This is a genomic window from Fictibacillus gelatini DSM 15865 (assembly GCF_000430745.1).
Classification (GTDB): Bacteria; Bacillota; Bacilli; order Bacillales; family Fictibacillaceae; genus Fictibacillus_A; species Fictibacillus_A gelatini.
The window spans coordinates 31,393-51,476 of sequence record NZ_KE387235.1 but is presented as its reverse complement, the minus strand read 5'-3'; the positions used below and the strand labels follow the sequence as shown (position 1 = coordinate 51,476).

Sequence of the window (20,084 nt, the reverse complement as noted above, 5' to 3'; positions counted from 1 at the left end):
TTTTCAAAAATGCTTTTTCCTAAAAAATACATCCCCACTTTGGTAAGCGAAATGCATTGTAAACACGATGCTATCCCCCACTTCCTAAGTGAAAAATACTGTTTTTTTGGGTTTTGGTTTTTCAAAAATTTTAGTTTTTTATTAAAAGGAACTTTTTCAGTGGCTTCCCTCCGAACATCATAATTGTCCATGAGCCACGTTCTATGGGACAAATTATTGCTTTCAAGCTATTTTTTTTTCCTTTAGTTGTTCTATTACAATATTTTACATCCTCTTTTATTTTGACATGAAACCAAATGGTTGTATATAATCTGAAATGAAACCAAATCGTTTCATAACATAAAAAGTCGGAGGATTATACAAATGGATAACAATACAAAAATGCAGGACATCGTTCATACAGGAGTATTCAATGCCCCAATAGATAAAGTATGGAAAGCGGTCGCCACGAAAGACGGCCTTTCTGCGTGGTTCATGCCAAATGACATGGAGCCTGTCGTCGGCCACGAGTTTCATCTAAATGCAGGGGAGTTCGGAATGTCACCTTGTAAAGTGACGGAAGTGGATCCGCCTAACCGATTATCTTTTAATTGGGGAAAAGATTGGACCCTGAGTTTCGAACTAAAGGATCTGGATGGCAAAACAGAAGTCACTATTATTCATTCTGGCTGGGATGCTGAAAAAGCGACAGAATTTGGAGCGCCTCACACGGCTGTCCGTGGCAATATGGATAAAGGCTGGGCGGGGCTTCATAAAAAATTGGGAGCGTACGTCGAGGCGTAAAACATGGGTGAACCATCACCGAAACATGATGTTTTCAAAGCTATCGCTGATCCCACTCGCCGCAAGCTGCTAAAATTGCTTGCCGAACAGGAACTACCTGTTACCGCCATAGCAGGGCATTTTCCGATGAGCCGGACGGCGGTTTCTAAACACCTGCACATTTTGGCAGACGCCGGGCTCGTGAAAGAAAGGAAAGCCGGCCGTGAAACGAGATATCGAACGGAGCCAGAACCGCTTCGAGAATTGAATGATTGGCTCGCTTATTTTGAACGGTTTTGGGAAAACAAAATGGCCATGCTCAAAGCGTATGTCGAGTCCGACGAAAAAATAGGCACTGAATCCATCGCTCCTTTAGAAGCGGTGAAGCATAAGAAAAAAGAATAAAAAGATATATAAGGGAGGAGACCATAGTTTCCTCTCTTTACTTGTTGCAGGAAATTTCAAACCACTCATTCTAATGAAGCTGCTTTATTCGTATTCATGCACGGACAGAGGTTTTCAGATTTTATATTACACGCAAATAGCGTGGTGAATGGCATCACTACGCTATTTCCGCTGATGTTTTATATGTCATGTCATTAGTTTTGCAATCTCGATTTAAGAAAGTTTTCGGTGGAAAAAGCAGCAACTCCCAATGCAGAAGATGGGATGGATAAGTCAGAAAAGTTAACCTGGATGTCCTTCCGGTGGAAAGGCAATGTATACTTTTCGATAGCTTCTTTTACACCGGGTTCAATCCATTCCCTGGCTGCGGCAAGCCGGTTTCCAATGATGATTTGTTCAGGGTTGAAGGCATGGGTGGTTGTGACAACTCCTAAGCCGATATGGTTGCCAATCTCTTTAAAGAGTTGAACGACAAGCTCTGTGTTATTTCTTGCGAGTTCGATTAACCGCTCGAGGGTTATTTCTTCATCCATTTCTAAAAGTGACTGCCGCGCTTTCGCAAGTAATGCCTTCTCGGATGCATAAAGTTCCCAGCAGCCTTTATTCCCGCAGCGGCACTTCATTCCGTTTTTATCAATCGTCATATGTCCAAGTTCACCGGAATAGCCATTGATTCCTTTATAAAGATCGCCATTGATAATGATGCCCGCTCCAATTCCGATCCCCGCGCTTACATATACGAGATGATCGAAATCCTGTCCAGCTCCGAACCTTTTTTCCCCGTAAGCGCCCGCATTTGCCTCGTTTTCTACGATAACAGGGAACTCAAATTGTTTTTCAAGTTCTTTTTTCAAGTGGATGTTTTCCCAACCTAGATTAGGGGCAAGCAAAACATCACCTTCGTTATTTACAATTCCGGGAACGCCGATTCCGACTCCGACAATGCCATAAGGAGAAGGCGGCGCCGTATTCATTAAAGAGGAAATGACCCTTTTCACACGATCAAGTGTATCTTCAAACGACAAATGTTCGTACTTTTCTTTTTCTTCCTTTACAATATTGCCGTGAAGGTCGGCCAACACGCCAAGAATGTAGTTGACACCAAGGTCAACGCCGATGGAGTAGCCGGCTCCTTTATTGAACCAGAGCATGACCGGCCGCCTGCCTCCGCTTGATTCACCGGGTCCGGATTCATAAATGAACTGTTCTTCTAATAACTCTGCTACTAATGATGAAACCGTTCCTTTGTTTAGCCCGGATTTTTGTGCGATATCGGCGCGCGAAATCGGAGAATGGTCGATGATCAAATTTAAGACAAGCGCTTTGTTTTCTTTTTTAACTACATGTTGATTCCAGGTCGTGTGCATATGCTTTCGATTCCTTTCTTTTCAATAGCCTATCATAAATTATAGCCCTTTTTATATTTCGTAACAATAAAATAGTTAGTTTAATAGACAAACAAAGATAAGGTTGTTATAATAAATCCATCGAACAATATCTTTAGCCGTTGGCCGTTCGTTTTGAATGAGAAGCGAAAAGGAGTGGGTAAAATATTCTGAAAATAGTAAGTTTTAAGTGTATTTCCATAAGTAGGGCATATGTGTAACTTTATATGGAAAGGAGAAAGAAGACAGAAGAATGCGATTATCCTTCAAGCAATTCTGGACATCCCCCTGGTACCTTTAGTTTTAATCATTCATTTGAAAGCGTTTTAAAAGGGGGTGTGAGATTTGCTTTTTCGGATAGCATCAGCTGTTTTCGCAATCGATGGGAGAAAAACGAAACTTATTTTACCTTTTTTCGATCACGCTTGTAGCCGCAATAGGGGGATTGCTTTTCGGATATGATACGGCTGTCATATCCGGTGCCGAGGAATCGTTACAAATCTATCTTATCGATAGTTTGCACTTAGGGGCGTTCGTTCACGGAGCAACCATTTCTAGCGCATTAATCGGCTGTATTATCGGCGGCCTCATTTCTGGATATTTTGCAACGAAATTCGGACGCAAGAAATCGCTTATTATTGCATCCGTCTTATTCTTCGTTTCAGCCCTTGGAGCCAGTTACCCTGAGTTTTTGTTTTTCACAAAAGGAGAACCGACGATTTCATTGCTCATTGCTTTTAACATTTATCGAATGATAGGCGGAATCGGCGTTGGCCTTGCTTCAGCCGTTTGTCCAATGTATATCGGGGAAATTGCCCCTGCAGACATTCGCGGTCGATTGGTGTCATTTAACCAATTTATGATCATTTTTGGAATGGTCGTTGTGTATTTTGTCAACTGGACCATTGCTCACGGGGAAACGGCACAATGGATCAATGATGTTGGCTGGAGATATATGTTTGCATCCGGAGCGATTCCGGCCCTGTTGTTCGGCCTGCTTTTGCTTCTCGTACCGGAAACACCGCGTTACCTTGCGTTAAAAAACCGTGATGAGAAAGCGCTGTCAATTCTCGCGAAAATCAATGGTTCAAAAGAAGCTGGCGGCATCTTAAAGGAAATCAAGCAAACGATAAATGCAAATGTTTCCTCCGAAGAGCTATTTGCGTATGGAAAATTAGTGATTTTCATAGGAATCTTGCTCTCGATATTCCAACAGTTCGTTGGCATCAATGTCGCGCTTTATTATGCACCGAGAATTTTCGAAAGCATGGGGGCGGCAAAAGATGCATCGATGCTGCAAACGATCGTCATGGGGCTGGTCAATGTTATTTTTACAGTTGTTGCGATTGTGACTGTCGATCGATGGGGGCGCAAACCTCTATTGATAACGGGTTCCATAGGCATGGCCATTGGCATGTTTGGCGTAGCGTCTCTCGCCTTCTTTAATGTCATTGGATTAAGCACATTGCTCTTCATTATCATTTACACGGCTTCCTTCATGATGTCGTGGGGTCCTATTTGCTGGGTTTTGATTTCTGAGATTTTTCCTAATAAGATCCGCGGGAAAGCTGTAGCCATTGCTGTCGCTGCGCAATGGGCCGCCAATTATTTAATTTCATCTACATATCCGATGATGATGGAATACTCTGGCGCGATGACATACAGTTTCTATGGGATAATGAGCGTTCTGTCGGCATTATTTGTTTGGAAGTTTGTCCCTGAAACAAAAGGGAAGACGCTTGAGGAAATGGAAAAAAGCTGGACAAAACCAGCGTGACAAATGTTCGAAAAAGAAGTTTTATAGAAAAAGAGGATAAAATAAAGTCACGAAACTTAGTTCATCTAATGCACTAACTAATAATTTGCCGTACAATGAAATCATACATGAAGTATTTTGTAAGCGTTGCAAATTGTGAAAATAATAAGGAGGAGAACGACATGAGTTATTTCCCGAATATCCACCAAATTCAATTTGAAGGCCCGGCGTCCAAAAACCCATTTGCCTTTAAGTATTACAATCCGGAAGAAAAAGTGAATGGCAAAACGATGGAAGAAATTTTGCGTTTTTCTGTTGCCTATTGGCATACATTTACCGCTGATGGAACCGATCCGTTTGGCGCTGGGACAATGGTCCGCCCGTGGGATCGCTTCAAAGGGCTCGATCTTGCAAAGGCGCGCGTTGAAGCAGCGTTTGAATTGTTTGAAAAACTAAATGTTCCTTTCTTTTGTTTCCATGACACCGATATTGCGCCAGAAGGAGATACATTAAAGGAAACATATGAAAATCTTGACCCAATCGTTAAAATGATCAAAGATTACATGAAAACAAGCAAAGTGAAATTGCTCTGGAATACGGCAAACATGTTCACGCACCCAAGATATGTTCACGGCGCAGCGACATCCAACAACGCCGATGTTTTCGCCTTTGCAGCGGCCAAAGTGAAAAAAGGGCTTGAAATCGGCAAAGAGCTCGGCGCGGAAAACTATGTATTCTGGGGCGGCCGTGAAGGCTATGAAACGTTATTGAATACAGACATGAAACTTGAACAGGACAACCTTGCCCGCTTCTTCCATATGGCAATAGATTACGCGAAAGAAATTGGCTTTGATGCCCAGTTTTTAATTGAGCCGAAGCCAAAAGAGCCGACGAAGCACCAATATGATTTCGATGTTGCAACTGGCCTAGCCTTCTTGCAAAAATACGACCTTTCCGACCACTTTAAATTTAATATTGAAGCGAACCATGCGACACTTGCCGGCCATACGTTTGAACATGAGCTGAGGGTGGCCCGGATTAACGGCATGCTTGGATCGGTTGATGCGAACCAGGGAGATACGCTGCTTGGCTGGGATACGGACGAATTCCCGACAGATTTATATTCTACAACTCTAGGAATGTATGAAATTTTAATGAACGGCGGCCTCGGCAAGGGAGGACTTAATTTTGACGCGAAAGTGAGAAGGGGCTCCTTTGAACCGGAAGACTTGTTCCATGCCCATATCGCCGGAATGGACGCGTTTGCCGTTGGCTTGAAAGTGGCGAACAAACTAATTGAGGAAAACGTATTGGAAGCTGTTATTCAAGAAAGGTACGAAAGCTTCAGAAAAGGTGTCGGATTGGAGATCGTCGAAGGCAAGACAGACTTCCATAAGCTTGAACAATATGCACTGGAGCTCGGTGCAATCAAAAATAAATCCGGCCGCCAGGAACGTCTAAAGGCATTGGTGAATCAATATTTGCTAGAAACGTTGACCAGTGTAACAGTATAACGAACTATCGATGTGCTGGAATGGATTCGTTCCAGCGCATTTTTACAAAAGGGTGACAAAAATGAAATCAGTCATTGGAATTGACCTTGGAACGAGCGCGGTTAAAATATTGCTCGTCAATCAAAATGGAGAAGTGTGTCATGAAGTTTCGAGATCCTATCCGCTCATTCAAGAAAGATCCGGGTACAGTGAACAAAACCCACAAGAATGGGTTGAGAAAACAACTGAAGGCATTGCCGAACTCGTTCAGCATTTAAAAGGGAACACAAGCGATATTGAAGGCATTAGCTTTTCTGGGCAAATGCACGGGCTTGTCTTGCTTGATGGGGGCTATCGTGTGCTAAGAAACGCCATTTTATGGAATGATACGAGAACGACTGAGCAATGCCGGCAAATTTATGAACAGGTTGGAAAAGACCGGCTACTTGCCATTGCCAAAAACCCGGCCTTAGAAGGGTTTACGCTGCCAAAACTTCTATGGGTGAAACAATATGAACCGGAAGTATTCCAGAAGGCGCATCTGTTTATGCTCCCTAAAGATTATTTGCGTTTTGCCATGACAGGAAAAATCCATAGCGAGTATTCTGACGCAGCGGGCACATTGTTATTAAACATTGGTGAGAAAAAGTGGAGTACAGAAATTTGTGAACTTGTCGGCATTCATCCGGATCTTTGTCCGCCGCTAGTGGAGTCCCATCAACTTGTTGGAACGATTACTCCCGATTTCGCGAAGAAGACCGGTTTACCTGAGTCCGTTAAGGTATTTGCCGGCGGAGCAGACAATGCATGCGGAGCGATCGGAGCGGGAATTTTGTCGGAAGGAAAAACGCTTGTGAGCATCGGGACGTCCGGAGTCGTCCTTTCCTATGAAGAGCGCAATGATCAGGACTTTAAAGGAAAGGTCCACTATTTCAACCACGGGAAAGAGAACGCATTTTACACGATGGGCGTCACATTGGCCGCTGGCTACAGCCTAAGCTGGTTTAAAGACACCTTTGCCAAAAATGAAACGTTTGAACAACTGTTGCAAGAGATGGACCACGTACCGATTGGGGCGAACGGATTGATTTTCACACCGTATTTAGTAGGAGAAAGAACGCCGCATGCGGATTCCGCCATTCGCGGAAGCTTTATCGGGATGGATGCTTCCCACAAACGCCGTGACTTTGTCCGGGCAGTGGTTGAAGGAATTACATTCTCACTGAATGAATCGATTGAAATCTTCAGGAAGAACGGGAAAACGATTGATACGATCGTCTCTATTGGCGGAGGGGCAAAAAACGATACGTGGCTGCAACTACAGGCGGATATTTTTAACGCCGAAATTGTCAGGCTATCCAGTGAACAAGGGCCCGGTATGGGTGCCGCCATGCTTGCTGCATTCGGATGCGGCTGGTTTTCGTCGCTAAAAGAGTGTGCAGAAAACTTCATTCATCCGGTAAAAACGTACAAACCGCACAACGATCATGCAAAAAAATACAAAAAGCTTTTCCACATTTACAAACAAGTGTATGGACAAACGAAAGGCCTCGGGCAACAGCTGCAGGAGTTTAGAAAATAGAATCGAAAGAAATAAGATGCGATATATGCGGGAAAGAGGGGGAAAACATGAGAGTGCTACAGGAGTGGTTCGGGGCGATAGGAAATAGATCCGTCACATCCTATACGATTCTGAATGACCATGGGATAGAGGTTTCGTGCATTGATTACGGTTGCATCATCACCAAAATCATCACTCCTGATCGAAATGGGAACTTTGAAAACATTGTTTTAGGCTATGGCAGTTTAAAGGAGTATATGGACAACTCGTCTTATTTTGGATGTGTCGTAGGACGAGTGGCTGGAAGAATCGGCGGAGCGTCTTTTGAGCTTGAAGGAAAAACGTATTCTTTGGCAAAAAATGATAACAATAACCACCTTCATGGCGGGATCAACGGGTTTAGCCGCGTCGTTTGGGACGCTTCTGTATTTGAAAACGAAGAGGAAGCCGCGGTGCAATTCAAATACATAAGCCCCGATGGTGAAGAAGGCTATCCCGGCAATGTAGAAATGCAGGTTACTTATACGTTAAATAACCATAATGAATTGATTATCTATTATTGCGGCCAATCGGACAAAACGACTCTATTAAATGTAACGAACCATTCGTACTTTAATTTGAGCGGTAATTTAAAAAGAGACGTCTTAAACCATACGTTGGCGATAAAAAGCGATAAATTTTTCCCGTTAAACGGCGAACTTTTGCCGACCGGGGAAATCACGGATGTAGCGAATACCCCTTTTGATTTCCGGGGTGGGAGGGTTATAAAAACTGGCATTGAATCCGGTCACCCGCAAAATGAGCTTGCCGGGAAAGGATATGACCATCCTTTTCTATTAAGCGCCAACCGTGATCACGAAATGGTTCTTTGTGATCCGGAAAGTGGACGGACATTGACCGTTGAAACGGATGAACCGGGCGTTGTCGTTTATTCAGGGAATCAGCTGGCTGACGAGGGCGAAATTCGCGGTGTTCCTTCTCGAAAGTACCTCGGTATTTGCCTGGAGACCCAGGGAATCCCTGATGCCATTCACCACCCGCATTTTCCTTCGTGGATCTTGGAAAAAGGCGAGGTATACGATTCGATTACAAAATACAAATTTAGCATTACTCAACTATAAGTTTTAAAATTTCAAGGCGGAATCGACTAATGCCGATTCCGCCTATTTTTTTGTCTAAAATTGAACGACAAAAAGCCGGTTTCTATCGGTTCTTCATTAATTAATTTTATTTTCCCAACTCGAAATTTCTGTCCAAAATTTCTTTTCTCGCATGCAAAACTGGAAAAAATTAAAAGTTCCAAGTCTGAAGAATTAAGCTGATTTCAAGGTGAGGCAAAAGTAGGTTCTTCTTTCTTGCAAGGCAGGAGGAAAAATATTGGAATAGAAGAATCTATATATGAATGGGAGGGGGTGCTTTTTTGGAAAAAGTTGAACCAAAACTTTTTCAAACAAAGAACGGCCAAACATTTTACGTAAAAGCAGCATTGCCGGAAGATGCCGAAAAGATACTTGCATTTAACAAGGCAATCATTAGCGAGGCGCCTTATTTAGTTACGACCGAGGCAGAATTTAATATAACGTATGATCAAGAAAAAGAGTTATTAAAACAGATGGCAGACGATAAGGGGAAATTAGCGATTATCGCTGAGTATCAAGGAGAAGTCATTGGCTTTTTAGATTTCCATAATGGACATAAAGAGAGAACTAAACATCAAGGCGCTTTCGGTATGAGCGTTGCGGGCATATTTAGAAATCAAGGAGTTGGTAAAGCGCTATTAACCGTATTGCTAGAGTGGGCAAAAGGAAATCCTTTAATCGAAAAAGTTTGCCTTGAAGTATTCGCAGACCATTCGAATGCCATCTGTTTATATAAAAAATTGGGTTTTGCCGAGGAAGGGCGCAAAGTAAAAGCGATAAAGATTGATAGCGAAACATATCATGACTTAATAGTTATGGCACATTTTACAAATTAATAGCTGTTATTTTTGCAAAAAATACTACTGTATTTATACAAGGAGAACGTGATGATGAATGATAATTTCGAAGTTTTATTGGAGAATGACAATCAGTTTTCAACTTTTTTAAAGGCGAAGATAAAGGAGTTTAATAATGAACGCTCTATTTATCATAAAGAGGCAAGGAAAAGTGGCTCTATACAGCCAATAAACATCATTGCATCAGACGATAATGGACAATGGATCGGGGGCATCAACGCAGAAGTATATTGGGGCTGGGTTGAAATTAACGACTTGTGGCTAAGCGAAGAATTCAGGGGGCAAGGATTAGGCGGGCGCTTACTCGATCAAACTGAAAAAATCGCTATGGAAAAAGGAGCGAAAAAAGCCCTGTTAACTACTTTTGAATTTCAAGCGCGTTCTTTTTATGAATTAAAGGGATATAAAGTGGTAGGCGAAATCAAAGATTATCCGCCCGGTAGCAGTTATTATACGATGGTGAAGATGCTGCTTTAATCATGTATATGTTAATGGATGAAAACGGAGCCTGCGGTATAAAAAGTGTCCTTTAGACCAGCTCTAATGGACAAAATTGTGGCCCGCAGTATGAAAAATGTCTTATAGAAAGGCTCTAAAGGACAAAATTAAGGGTCCATGCATGAAAAATGTCCTTTAGCCGGCATTAAACAATGGGGCTCGTAACACTCATTATGGTCGCACTGACAAAAAATGAAGGGTGTAAAGGTGGTATTTAAATGAATCGGTGGTTGGCCGTCTTACTTATTCTTGTTGCAATGAATATCATGGGGTGTTCAAATGGCGAGTTAGCCGGGGAAAAGCCGCCAAAAGCGTTCATAAAGATTGGTGATCAAACCTATGAAACGAAATTGGGCACGTATTGCTGGAAAACATCGTGTGTGGATACCGTTGGGCCGACCGATTTATTAAAGGAAAAAAAGGCCATAAAAGTAAAACCAGGTGAAAATGTAACGTTTGCAATGGATTATGAGCCAAAACCAAATGAATTCCATGTTGTGCAAATGAACAAAGGCAATCAAGCTGAAATCGAGGTAAAAAATCATCAGTTTAGGGTACCTTCACAAATAGGCATCTATTATTATTCGTACGACGTATGGTGGACGGACGAAATGCACGGTGATGCTTCCTATGTTTTCGCCCTTAAAGTGAATTAGAGTTTAAGCAGCCTTCATTATTTTGCTGATAAGCAAGACTTATGCTTATGAATAATCATTTTAAAATCTTCTTATTATCCTGTTTCGCCTAAAATTGGGGAGAGCAAAGCAAAGGGAGAGGATCAAAATGTCTTTTATTTTTAAAGCGATTGACCATATTCAGCTGGCTGCTCCTAAAGGCAGTGAGGACATTGCAAGAAAGTTTTATAAGAATATTTTAGGTTTGGCTGAAATTGAAAAGCCGGAAGAATTAAAGAAACGCGGCGGGGTCTGGTTTAGATTCGGAAATTATCAAGTACATATAGGGATTGAAGAACCATTTTCCCCGTCTAAAAAGGCACATCCTGCATTTGAGATCGAAAAGGTTGAGGAGTTAAAAAAACACCTTAGAACAAACGGCGTTGCTGTTATTGAAGATGATCATCTGCCTGGAGCTAATAGGTTCTATGTTTTCGACCCTTTTGGAAACCGTATAGAATTTCTGGAATGGATAAAAAAGTAAACTCTTCTAGACTCACTGGCGTTGCATATGTAAAAAATTAACGGAAAGAAACCTTTCTAATAGTTTCAATAAATTTTGACATCCTAATAAAAGTTAGGTATAGTGAAAATATACGAACGTTTTTGAATGAATATAGTTTAATATTCGTGTTTGAGGTGAAATTTCATGGAAAATGTGTTTGATTATGAAGATATTCAATTAATTCCAGCAAAATGTATAGTAGATAGTCGAACAGAGTGCGATACTTCGGTAACGTTGGGAGGGCATACATTTAGATTGCCTGTCGTCCCTTCCAATATGCAGACGATCATTGATGAAAAAATTTCAATATATTTGGCGGAAAACGGCTATTTCTACATTATGCATCGATTCCAGCCGGAGAAACGCCTCTCTTTCGTCAAAGATATGAAATCACGTGGATTAATCGCATCGATTAGTGTTGGCGTGAAAGCGGAAGAATTCGCATTCATCGAGCAATTAGCAGAGGAGCGTCTTGTGCCTGAGTTCATTACGATTGATATCGCGCATGGTCATTCCAATAATGTGATCAAGATGATTCAGCATATTAAGAAACATTTGCCTGAAAGTTTCGTCATTGCAGGAAATGTCGGAACACCAGAAGCCGTACGTGAACTTGAGAATGCCGGTGCAGATGCGACAAAAGTAGGGATTGGACCGGGAAAAGTGTGCATTACGAAAATTAAAACTGGATTTGGAACAGGCGGCTGGCAATTGGCCGCGTTAAGATGGTGCGCAAAAGCGGCAAGCAAGCCAATTATTGCCGACGGAGGTATCCGCACACATGGCGATATCGCTAAATCGATTCGATTTGGTGCATCGATGGTGATGATCGGATCATTATTTGCCGGACACGAAGAATCTCCAGGAGTAACGATTGAAAAAGACGGCAAACTCTATAAAGAATACTTTGGCTCAGCTTCGGAATTTCAAAAAGGCGAACGAAGAAATGTAGAAGGGAAAAAAATGTTTGTCGAGTTCAAAGGCTCTTTGAAAGATACGTTGATCGAAATGGAGCAAGATCTTCAATCCTCAATTTCTTATGCTGGAGGAAACAAGCTTGACGCCATCCGCAATGTCGATTATGTCGTTGTGAAAAACTCCATTTTTAACGGAGATAAGGTGTATTGATTTTAAAATTAATTCAATCGTTGTACGAATCGCTTTCTCCAAAGGACGGGAATGCATATCGTAATTGTTGCTCCGTTGTTTCCTGGTGAAAAATAGATTAAAACAACCCCTGAACATTTTTTGGATCAGGGGTATTCTATTTCGTGGTAATTATCCACGAATTCTGAATTAAAAGGTAAATTTTTGTCGGAAATCCTGAATGGATTGTCGAGGGGCCAGAACGTGATTGTCCGAACAAAGGTACCGGTCTTTTTTGCCAGAAATGCTATTACGAGAATTGTAGAGGTGAGGAACTTGATCCGCGCATTGGTAGAGTGCGTCAGCAAATACGGCAACCTTTTATTGAATGTAGGACCGAATGCGATGGGGGAAATTCCGGAAGAATTACTTGAGATTTTAGAAGCGGTTGGAAAATGGATGAAGAACAACGGTGAGAGCATTTACGGCTGCAGCTCGGCTAATCTTCCAAAACCGGAGTGGGGACGCAACACCCAAAAAGGAAACTTCCTTTACGCTCACGTCTATGATCGGGGGACTGGCCCGATTGATTTTCAGGGGCTGAAAGGAAAAATCAAAAAAAGCAAGATTGCTGGTCGACGGGTCTGAGCTTCATGTCAAACGCCATGGACGGCCGAGCAATATTCCGACATCGCAAGCGGTGCTCATCAACTTACCCGGTGCACAGCTGCCTGATGAATGGGATACAGTCATTGAGCTGGAATTGTTGGAGGAGTAGGGGGAAGGGCGATGATCGATCAATGATGAAGAAATTCCATGTAAAAAAGATTGCCATATAGCAACCCTTTTTACGTAGTGTCCGAGTGAAGCAAGAGGGAATCGGCCTTTTGCTGATTTGGCCCGACCCGGACTCCCAGCTAAATTTACATTCGCACAATGATCGCGCCACCGCCAGCGCCCTGAACGCATTTCGTGTCTTCCGCTCCATGCATCGATTGCAGCAATTGATTGTTCTGCGCAATCAACCTGCTTAATTGATCTAATTGGTTCCCAAGGTTGACGAGCACCTGGAAAATGTATTGCATATCGGATGAAGCGCCATAGGAACCTGGCGCCGGGTATGGCGGATACGTATAGCCTTGAGGGGTTCCTTGCCCCTGGCTGATTGCCTGGTAAGTCGATGGATGTCCCTGAGCGCCGCCATTAGCGGTGTCCCCTGATCCTTGCCCATGAGCACGGTTGTTCGTTTGCCCGGGGTATCCGTTTTGCCAGCCGTTTCCTGTTTGACCCGGGGGGTAGTGCCAGCCGGGGTGATAAGAATTGTACACCTGACTTAAACCTCCTTTATAAAATTAGCTTATTCAGCATTTCTTTTCATGGCACATACATCTAGAACAATTATGTTTTATACTGACAAGGTTTGGGAAGACAAAGAATGTGGAACATTAATGCTCGAAAATGAGGAGAGACATCAATGGATGCACAACTTTTCTTTATGATCCATGCGATTGAAACGGTTCGAGGTGGGGTGACGAAGGCCCTTTATAACCGTGCAAATATATTAGCTTCACAATTCGAACGGATTAACATTTTAACATTTAATTTTAATCCCGATTATGATGCTATTCGGCAAACTTTAAGAGACTCGGGAAAATTAAAAGAAAATGTCGTCATTCATAATCTTTATGAGTTTTTAGCCAATCAAACACAATCGGAAAGTCCGGCCACCGCCATCAACCGCCCCATTGAGGAAGAAGGATTCACGGTCGAGCCCGATCCAAAAAAGAATGCTTACAGGCTTTATAAAGACGGTTTATATGTAAAGTACAAAAGTTATGGCGAAGGCGGCAAGCTGGAGTTCATTGATTACTTTAACGAAAACCGGTATCGGACGTCTCGCGAATGGTACGATTCGAAGGGAAGGGTCCGCAAGAAAGAGTATATGGACTTTCTTTTGAACCAACCGCGCCAGTCGCTTTTTTACGATGAAAGCGGCCATTGCTTTTTATCCGTCTGGTATGATCCTGAAGACGGTAAAGCGACCAGGGTCAATTGGTTTCAGCAGGATGGTGTACGGACTTTTGGAAAAATGAAAGAACTAAAAACATACTGGCTTGAGCGGATCGCCGAATCGGAATCGAACCCCATTTTTCTTTCGGATTCCCGCGTAACGGATGATTTGCTTGTCGCGGTTGAACATCCGAATGTGGCGAAAGTGGTCATGATTCATAGCAACCATCTGGCCGCTCCCTATACGTACGGCGCGCCCCTGGCGAAACGGAATGAGTACGCGTTAGAAAACTTAAGCCAGTTTGACGCGGTCGTATTTTTAACAAACGAGCAAAAAAATGATGTTCAACGGCGTTTTGGACCACGGACAACGTATGATGCAATCGGGCATAGCGCAAGAAAAGTTGAGGTCGCACCGGACAAGCGGGAGGCGTATACGGCCGTCGTCGTTTCACGGTTTTCAAAATTAAAAAATGTGGAAGCGGCAGTCCGGGCGTTCCGCAAAGTAGCGGATCGTGTGCCTGAAGCAAAACTTGAATTGTGGGGATTTGGATCCCAAAAAGAGAACCTCAGTCGGCTGATCCATGAGTTGAAATTAGAAAAACATGTATTCATTAAAGGGTTCACCATAAATCCATACGGCGTCTTTGAGCGCGCGGCTTTTTCCGTCATGACGTCGAAAACGGAAGGCTTTGGGCTTGTGATCATCGAAAGCATGGCAGCAGGGGCACCCGTTATCAGCTTTAATATTAAATACGGGCCACATGATGTGATCACCAATGGGATAGACGGCCTCTTAATTGACCCGAATGACATCGAGGCGCTAAGCGACGCCATGATTGAGCTTTTCACCAACCAGGAAAAAAGGCGGCTCATGGGCGAGGAAGCGCGGAAGATCGCAGACACGTTAAGTGATGAAAAGTTTGCGCAGGAATGGCTTCGTGTTTTTGAAAAAGCGTCCGAGCAAAAATGCCGCCGGGCAAATCTTGGCAAGCCGCAACTCACGTTAACGAATGTAGACTATCATAATGATGAAATGAAACTGGAAGGAACCATTGCTTTTCCAAAGGGAATCGAAAGTTTGCAAGAAGACTTGAAGCTTTCCTTATATATAAGGGAACGAACCAAGTTAATCGATCAGTATTTGGCGGCACAGGTCGAGTGGAAGGATGAACATGCGGCACAATTTACAAGCATCTTTTCCCTGACCGGTCTTGCAAGACAATTCAAGTTGGAAGAGGGAAAGCTCGATGTGTATGTCAGTTGTTCTCTCCGAAATGACCACCAATTCATCCGCCTCGGAAAAGGCGATCGCGGGAAATCCATTGAACTGCCATCAAACGTCAACCACAGGCTCTCTCCGTATATCACAAAGCATGGAAATGTAAGCTTTAAAATAGCGCCTGAAGAAGATGGCCCTATCAAAAACCTGCTGAATTTTTTTATGCCATAGAACCCTGCCTTTTTTCATGCGGAAGAGCATGTTTAGCGGTAAACATGCTCTTCTTCCTTTAAATGGATTCCATTTTTAGTTAATCGGCTGATAAATTAGTAGAAGTGGCCGTTATTCGATAAAAAGTGGCTGATATATTTCGAATTTAAATGAATTATATAAAACCGGAACTATTGATTTACATTCGTTCGTATAAGTTCCGCTAATTTTTGAACGCCGAGGGTCATGCGCTCCGGCTGTTCGTAGCTAAATGACAGCCGAAGGTATTCCTTTCCTTCATGAGGATGTAAGAAAAAATATTGGCCCGGGATAAATGAGACTCCTATGTTTAAAGATTCCTCCAGCAATGAAGAGGCATCGATGTTCGGGGCATGAAGCCAAACGAAGTAACCTCCGTCCGGAACATCCCACGTGACCCACTCAGGCATGGATTGCCGAAGTGCGGCAACCATACAATCACGTCTCTTCCTGTAAGCTTCCTTTACGTGTTTTATTCGTTCCTTAAAATTGCTGTTATGCAAGTAAGTGCCGATTGCCGCTTGCATAAATGGATGATCTAAATCCTTCTTAAACCACTTGCATGAAGAGACGAAGCTTTTAGCACCGGCAATCCATCCGACGCGAATACCCGGAGCCACTACTTTAGAAAGCGACCCGACGTAGAGGACCCGCCCTTCAGTATCGATGGCTTTAAGCGGAACGGGGCTTTTTGAAAAGGACAACTCCCCGTATGCGTCATCCTCAACGATCAGGAAGTCAAATTGTGAGGCAAGACTCAGCAATTGCCGCCGGCGCTCATGACTCATCGTAACGCCTGTCGGATTGTGAAAGGAAGGGATCGTATACACGAATCGCGGCATCGGTAATTTTTCTTTCTTTCTTTTGCGAAGCACCGTTTCCAGAGCATCAACCTTAAGCCCGTGTTCGTCTATCGGAACAGTGAGGATGTGACGTGTGTAATTTTTAAACGTCTCCAGCGCTTCCATATAGGTCGGCGCCTCCACAACCACGATGGCCGATTGATCAAGAAGAATCCGGGCGATTAGATCAATGGCCTGGCTGCTTCCTGAAGTCATAAGAAGCTCATTCTCTCGAGCGGTGATCCCCCTTTCGGATAGCCGCCTTCGTATTTTTTCTTTTAGCCGTTCAACATTTGAACTGCCGAGATAATGGAAAGGCAAATCACGCTCGGTGGTTATTAAATCGTTGACTGCGGAATTGATTTCTTTATCCGGGATGAGGGAAGGTGCTGGGTACCCTGCATGCAATCGAATGCAATGATGCGGGATTTTTGGCATCCAGGCTCCTGGAGGGTCATTCGAAAGAGCGATTTTTACATTATCCGGAAAGAATGTTTCATACTTCAAGACCTTCTCCCCTTTCTTTTTGATTCTATCTAAATAAAATGGATGATTCACTGTACTAGATCCGCGCTTATGTTATGATAGTTCATTATAGCAAAGAATGGTGATGGATATGAAAAAATGGATGGCATACTGGCTCCCGGTTATCGTGTGGGCGGGCGTCATTTTCTACTCTTCTTCGCAGCCGTATAAAAAGCAAGATCTGAAGCCGACATTGACGGAGTACCTTCCTTTGCATATGATCGATTCAGCATTTTCCTGGGTGAAGTTTGATTATGCGGGAGATGAAGTAAGCATTCAGCATCTCGGGGCAGCGGATTTTGTTCAATTTTTTATTCGCAAGTTTGCCCACTTCAGTGTTTATTTCATTTTGGCCTTTTTGCTGTACCGGGCGATCCGCCAGTATTTGCGGGAGGGTGCGGCGTTCATTCTGTCGCTCCTTATTACCGTCCTTTATGCAGCGTCGGATGAATTTCACCAACATTTCACAGGCGGGAGAAGCCCGCATGTCGAGGACGTCATCCTGGATTCGGTCGGCGGCCTTATCGGACTGATCCTTGCGTTTTTTATTTATAAAAAAATAAAGTTGAAAAAGTGAAGACAGACGCGTAGTTGGTATAAAAAGAAGGCATGCAGACTGATGTGCACGCCTTCTTTTGTTTATTTAAATACTTTTATTCGGTCTTCAAGCGGCTTGAACTCTTTCTCGCCAGGTTGGACAGTTGGCTTTCCGAATGGCATTTGGGCAATGAGTTTCCATTCTGCCGGAATGTTCCACTCTTGTTTTACTTGATCGTCTATCAATGGATTGTAATGTTGCAATGTGGCGCCGAACCCTTCAATTTCCAATGCGGTCCAAACGACAAATTGGTGCATGCCGGAAGAATGATGGGACCAGATCGGGAAGTTCTCTTTATACGAAGGGAAGCTCTGTTGCAATTGTTCAATAACCGTCTCATCTTCAAAAAACAGCACCGTTCCATATCCACTCTTGAATGCATTCATTTTTTCTTCCGTCGGCGCAAATTGATCAGCAGGAACGATTTTTCTTAACGTTTCTTTCGTAATGTCCCAGAGCTTATCGTGTTGTTCGCCCAATAAAAGGACGACTCTCGCGCTTTGTGAATTAAAAGAAGAAGGTGTGTGCTTCACGGCATGCTCGATCACTTCTTGAATGCGCTCATCCGAAACGACGGCTTCCTTGCTAATTCCATAAATGGATCGTCTATCTTTCACTGCGGCATAAAAATCTTTGCTCATAGAATGGATTCCTCCCGATTTGTTATGTAATTACTTTATGTAAGTAAGTATAATAATTATATTTCATGAAGTCAAGTTGATTATGTATTTTTTAAAAGTGAAAAAAGAACACGCCATTTTATTTAAGAAACAAACGATATACGCGCCAGATGATGAGGAGGAAAACGATATAGCCGAAAATGGAGTAGGAGTGATGCCATGACCTGCTATGGATGAACCATCCGAATGTTTCAGCAAGTTGTTCGCCAACTCCTGCCAGAAGGCCGATGAAAACGATCAAAATGAATCTTGAAAAGGGATGAAGCTTTCGTGCAATCCGTAAAAAGACCGCGGTCACGAGGGGCAACAAAAATAAAGTAAACGCGATATTCACCGAAAAGACGCTGGCAAGAGGCCGTACTGGAAAGGTATACAAGTTGCACCCAACAAACAGCAAGTCCATATACGTTCCAATAAAAGATGCGAAAAGAACAGCTAGAACGATTGCTTTCAGGTCGTCATCCATCCTCATCCTCTTCCCGGAGGAGGACGGCGCTTTTCGCCAGAATCGCAAGCTCGATCGCCTCCAATGTTTTGCAGTATTCATCCTTTATCTCTCCATTTATCGTTTCATTTTTGTCGATCAAATAGTCGATAATCTGCCAGTCTTCAAACCAGTCGCCGGGATTTGCTTCTTCATGCTCGACTTCTTTCCACGCATATACCAGCGGCGGGCTATACAAACGTCCTGCCCCTTTCCGCAGTTGGCAGTTTTTCAGCCTGCGCTTATAGATGGCGCGGGAGAAAGTCTCGTTCACATCATAAAACAAATGGGGCCAGTAATCTTTTCGTGAACCGGTATGCGGATGATCGGATGCCCAGCGAACGATGTCGGATAACCGTTCCTGGCGAAAAAGCAAAGCATACAGCCGCTTGCCTAACATAATCCGCTCATGTAGGGAAGTGAAGTGTTGCAAAGTGTTACCGAGTAATCCGACTTCTTGATTTCTTCCATCTTTATAATAAGGAAAGAGAATATGATTAAAGCGGAAAAAGTCATAGAGTTGAAAGTTCATTGTCTGTAGGACCGTCTTTTTAAAATAGTCGTTTTGGATGACCCGATTTTCGATATAGTTTTGTTCATTGATGACGGTTGCGATCGCCAATTGATAACGGTCGCCTTTTCGCCAAAAATGATTCCACATCGTTTCCATAAACGTTGAAACGTTAAAAAAAGGAAGAAGGTAAAACAAGTTTTCTTTCCGTTTCACGCTTTGCTCGTACAACAAAAATTGAGGGTAGACGTCCTGGAAAATTAGCCAGTTACCGCGCTCTAAAAATGAGAAAAAGGTATGTTGTTCTTTTTCGGATAATAGTCTCGTATAGAGCTCGCCCTTGAGATCAGTCATGTTCCAGCCGCCGTTTCGCGAAACCATATGGCCAAGCAGCGCCCACTCAATTTCCGGATGCTGATTGTAAAAATCCAAATAGCTTTGCGTACGGGTCACGTTGTTTTTATTATGTTGTCTTGTCCGTTCTTCGATATGGCGAATAATCGCTTTCTCCTCGGTCGTTAAATCCGATTTCATCGGGACAGGAGGCTTCGTTTTGCTTTTTTTCTTTAATTCATCTTTAACGTCTAACAGGGAATACGGCAGGGCGCCCCATCGTTTCTTCAACGTTTCTTCCCCCAGGTTCCATTTTCGTTTTCATTCTATTTTATTATTGATAGTTGAAATAAATGAAGAGGAAACAGACTTTCTTTACTTCACCTAGCGAGTCGAGCGGAGCGGGAACCCGAATTTCTGTTTATCAATCAAATCGTGAGCGATATCAGTCAAATGAGAAGAGATATCGATCAATTCGAGCAGGATATCAATCAATTGGGGAGAGCGGG

The 20,084-nt window shown here is 43.1% G+C and carries 20 protein-coding genes; 14 read left to right on the top strand and 6 right to left on the bottom strand.

Going from position 1 to position 20,084, the window contains the following annotated elements:
- Window positions 1-363 precede the first annotated feature (363 nt).
- Window positions 364-783 (top strand): SRPBCC family protein, encoded by a 420-nt coding sequence (locus H538_RS0122470; protein WP_026679496.1) that lies wholly within the window; start codon window positions 364-366, stop codon window positions 781-783.
- Between the two features lie 3 nt (window positions 784-786).
- Complete coding sequence (locus tag H538_RS0122465) at window positions 787-1,167, top strand: ArsR/SmtB family transcription factor (RefSeq protein WP_026679495.1); 381 nt, start codon at window positions 787-789, stop codon at window positions 1,165-1,167.
- Window positions 1,168-1,361: 194 nt separating this feature from the next.
- Here H538_RS0122465 and H538_RS0122460 read toward each other — a convergent pair whose 3' ends face one another.
- Window positions 1,362-2,534 carry an ROK family transcriptional regulator gene (locus H538_RS0122460; RefSeq protein WP_026679494.1) on the bottom strand — a complete coding sequence of 391 codons (1,173 nt, stop codon included), beginning with the start codon at window positions 2,532-2,534 and terminating at the stop codon, window positions 1,362-1,364.
- Between the two features lie 400 nt (window positions 2,535-2,934).
- Here H538_RS0122460 and xylE point away from each other — a divergent pair, with 400 nt between their 5' ends.
- The 10 genes from xylE (at window position 2,935) to H538_RS0122410 (ending at window position 12,769) form a co-directional block, all read left to right on the top strand.
- Window positions 2,935-4,329 (top strand): D-xylose transporter XylE, encoded by a 1,395-nt coding sequence (gene xylE / locus H538_RS0122455; RefSeq protein ID WP_026679493.1) that lies wholly within the window; start codon window positions 2,935-2,937, stop codon window positions 4,327-4,329.
- Window positions 4,330-4,490: 161 nt separating this feature from the next.
- The gene (gene xylA / locus H538_RS0122450; RefSeq protein ID WP_026679492.1) at window positions 4,491-5,822 is read left to right on the top strand and encodes a xylose isomerase; all 1,332 of its coding nucleotides are present in this window, start codon (window positions 4,491-4,493) and stop codon (window positions 5,820-5,822) included.
- Window positions 5,823-5,883: 61 nt separating this feature from the next.
- Window positions 5,884-7,383: a xylulokinase gene (gene xylB, locus H538_RS0122445; RefSeq protein ID WP_026679491.1), complete on the top strand. Its 1,500-nt coding sequence runs from the start codon at window positions 5,884-5,886 to the stop codon at window positions 7,381-7,383.
- A gap of 47 nt (window positions 7,384-7,430) precedes the next feature.
- Window positions 7,431-8,483: an aldose epimerase family protein gene (locus tag H538_RS0122440; RefSeq protein WP_026679490.1), complete on the top strand. Its 1,053-nt coding sequence runs from the start codon at window positions 7,431-7,433 to the stop codon at window positions 8,481-8,483.
- Between the two features lie 299 nt (window positions 8,484-8,782).
- On the top strand, window positions 8,783-9,337 hold the full coding sequence (locus H538_RS0122435; RefSeq protein WP_026679489.1) for a GNAT family N-acetyltransferase: 555 nt from the start codon (window positions 8,783-8,785) through the stop codon (window positions 9,335-9,337).
- Window positions 9,338-9,391: 54 nt separating this feature from the next.
- The gene (locus tag H538_RS0122430) at window positions 9,392-9,835 is read left to right on the top strand and encodes a GNAT family N-acetyltransferase (protein ID WP_026679488.1); all 444 of its coding nucleotides are present in this window, start codon (window positions 9,392-9,394) and stop codon (window positions 9,833-9,835) included.
- Between the two features lie 239 nt (window positions 9,836-10,074).
- Window positions 10,075-10,512 carry a hypothetical protein gene (locus H538_RS0122425; protein WP_026679487.1) on the top strand — a complete coding sequence of 146 codons (438 nt, stop codon included), beginning with the start codon at window positions 10,075-10,077 and terminating at the stop codon, window positions 10,510-10,512.
- Between the two features lie 127 nt (window positions 10,513-10,639).
- Window positions 10,640-11,014, top strand: coding sequence for a VOC family protein (locus H538_RS0122420; protein ID WP_026679486.1), 375 nt, complete (start codon window positions 10,640-10,642; stop codon window positions 11,012-11,014).
- Window positions 11,015-11,179: 165 nt separating this feature from the next.
- Entirely contained in the window at window positions 11,180-12,163 is a 984-nt protein-coding gene (guaC, locus tag H538_RS0122415; protein ID WP_026679485.1) for a GMP reductase, read from the top strand.
- A gap of 222 nt (window positions 12,164-12,385) precedes the next feature.
- On the top strand, window positions 12,386-12,769 hold the full coding sequence (locus H538_RS0122410) for an alpha-L-fucosidase (RefSeq protein ID WP_026679484.1): 384 nt from the start codon (window positions 12,386-12,388) through the stop codon (window positions 12,767-12,769).
- 275 nt (window positions 12,770-13,044) lie between these two features.
- On the opposite strand, the gene H538_RS0122405 is transcribed toward H538_RS0122410, so the two are convergent.
- Window positions 13,045-13,449, bottom strand: a complete 405-nt coding sequence (locus tag H538_RS0122405; protein ID WP_026679483.1) for a hypothetical protein — start codon at window positions 13,447-13,449, stop codon at window positions 13,045-13,047.
- Between the two features lie 146 nt (window positions 13,450-13,595).
- Between H538_RS0122405 and H538_RS0122400 the strand changes: the two genes are divergently transcribed.
- Window positions 13,596-15,584, top strand: a complete 1,989-nt coding sequence (locus tag H538_RS0122400) for a glycosyltransferase (RefSeq protein WP_026679482.1) — start codon at window positions 13,596-13,598, stop codon at window positions 15,582-15,584.
- Between the two features lie 170 nt (window positions 15,585-15,754).
- Here the strand turns inward: H538_RS0122400 and H538_RS0122395 are convergent, their stop codons facing one another.
- Window positions 15,755-16,951, bottom strand: a complete 1,197-nt coding sequence (locus H538_RS0122395) for an aminotransferase-like domain-containing protein (RefSeq protein ID WP_026679481.1) — start codon at window positions 16,949-16,951, stop codon at window positions 15,755-15,757.
- A gap of 109 nt (window positions 16,952-17,060) precedes the next feature.
- On the opposite strand from H538_RS0122395, the gene H538_RS0122390 reads away from it, so the two are divergent.
- The gene (locus H538_RS0122390; protein ID WP_026679480.1) at window positions 17,061-17,546 is read left to right on the top strand and encodes a VanZ family protein; all 486 of its coding nucleotides are present in this window, start codon (window positions 17,061-17,063) and stop codon (window positions 17,544-17,546) included.
- A gap of 62 nt (window positions 17,547-17,608) precedes the next feature.
- Here H538_RS0122390 and H538_RS0122385 read toward each other — a convergent pair whose 3' ends face one another.
- From H538_RS0122385 to H538_RS0122375, 3 genes are all read right to left on the bottom strand, one after another.
- Complete coding sequence (locus tag H538_RS0122385; RefSeq protein WP_026679479.1) at window positions 17,609-18,208, bottom strand: nitroreductase family protein; 600 nt, start codon at window positions 18,206-18,208, stop codon at window positions 17,609-17,611.
- A 118-nt stretch (window positions 18,209-18,326) separates the two neighbouring features.
- Window positions 18,327-18,713 (bottom strand): CBO0543 family protein, encoded by a 387-nt coding sequence (locus tag H538_RS0122380; protein WP_245595311.1) that lies wholly within the window; start codon window positions 18,711-18,713, stop codon window positions 18,327-18,329.
- Window positions 18,706-19,881 carry a DUF2515 domain-containing protein gene (locus H538_RS0122375; RefSeq protein ID WP_026679477.1) on the bottom strand — a complete coding sequence of 392 codons (1,176 nt, stop codon included), beginning with the start codon at window positions 19,879-19,881 and terminating at the stop codon, window positions 18,706-18,708. Before H538_RS0122375 ends, H538_RS0122380 begins: the two co-directional genes overlap by 8 nt.
- Window positions 19,882-20,084 lie beyond the last annotated feature (203 nt).

Coding starts and splice junctions, on each gene's coding strand:
- H538_RS0122470 (WP_026679496.1), top strand. CDS start 364: ATGGATAACAATACAAAAATGCAGGACATCGTTCATACAGGAGTATTC.
- H538_RS0122465 (WP_026679495.1), top strand. CDS start 787: ATGGGTGAACCATCACCGAAACATGATGTTTTCAAAGCTATCGCTGAT.
- H538_RS0122460 (WP_026679494.1), bottom strand. CDS start 2,534: ATGCACACGACCTGGAATCAACATGTAGTTAAAAAAGAAAACAAAGCG.
- xylE (WP_026679493.1), top strand. CDS start 2,935: ATGGGAGAAAAACGAAACTTATTTTACCTTTTTTCGATCACGCTTGTA.
- xylA (WP_026679492.1), top strand. CDS start 4,491: ATGAGTTATTTCCCGAATATCCACCAAATTCAATTTGAAGGCCCGGCG.
- xylB (WP_026679491.1), top strand. CDS start 5,884: ATGAAATCAGTCATTGGAATTGACCTTGGAACGAGCGCGGTTAAAATA.
- H538_RS0122440 (WP_026679490.1), top strand. CDS start 7,431: ATGAGAGTGCTACAGGAGTGGTTCGGGGCGATAGGAAATAGATCCGTC.
- H538_RS0122430 (WP_026679488.1), top strand. CDS start 9,392: ATGAATGATAATTTCGAAGTTTTATTGGAGAATGACAATCAGTTTTCA.
- H538_RS0122425 (WP_026679487.1), top strand. CDS start 10,075: ATGAATCGGTGGTTGGCCGTCTTACTTATTCTTGTTGCAATGAATATC.
- H538_RS0122420 (WP_026679486.1), top strand. CDS start 10,640: ATGTCTTTTATTTTTAAAGCGATTGACCATATTCAGCTGGCTGCTCCT.
- guaC (WP_026679485.1), top strand. CDS start 11,180: ATGGAAAATGTGTTTGATTATGAAGATATTCAATTAATTCCAGCAAAA.
- H538_RS0122400 (WP_026679482.1), top strand. CDS start 13,596: ATGGATGCACAACTTTTCTTTATGATCCATGCGATTGAAACGGTTCGA.
- H538_RS0122390 (WP_026679480.1), top strand. CDS start 17,061: ATGAAAAAATGGATGGCATACTGGCTCCCGGTTATCGTGTGGGCGGGC.
- H538_RS0122385 (WP_026679479.1), bottom strand. CDS start 18,208: ATGAGCAAAGATTTTTATGCCGCAGTGAAAGATAGACGATCCATTTAT.
- H538_RS0122380 (WP_245595311.1), bottom strand. CDS start 18,713: ATGGATGACGACCTGAAAGCAATCGTTCTAGCTGTTCTTTTCGCATCT.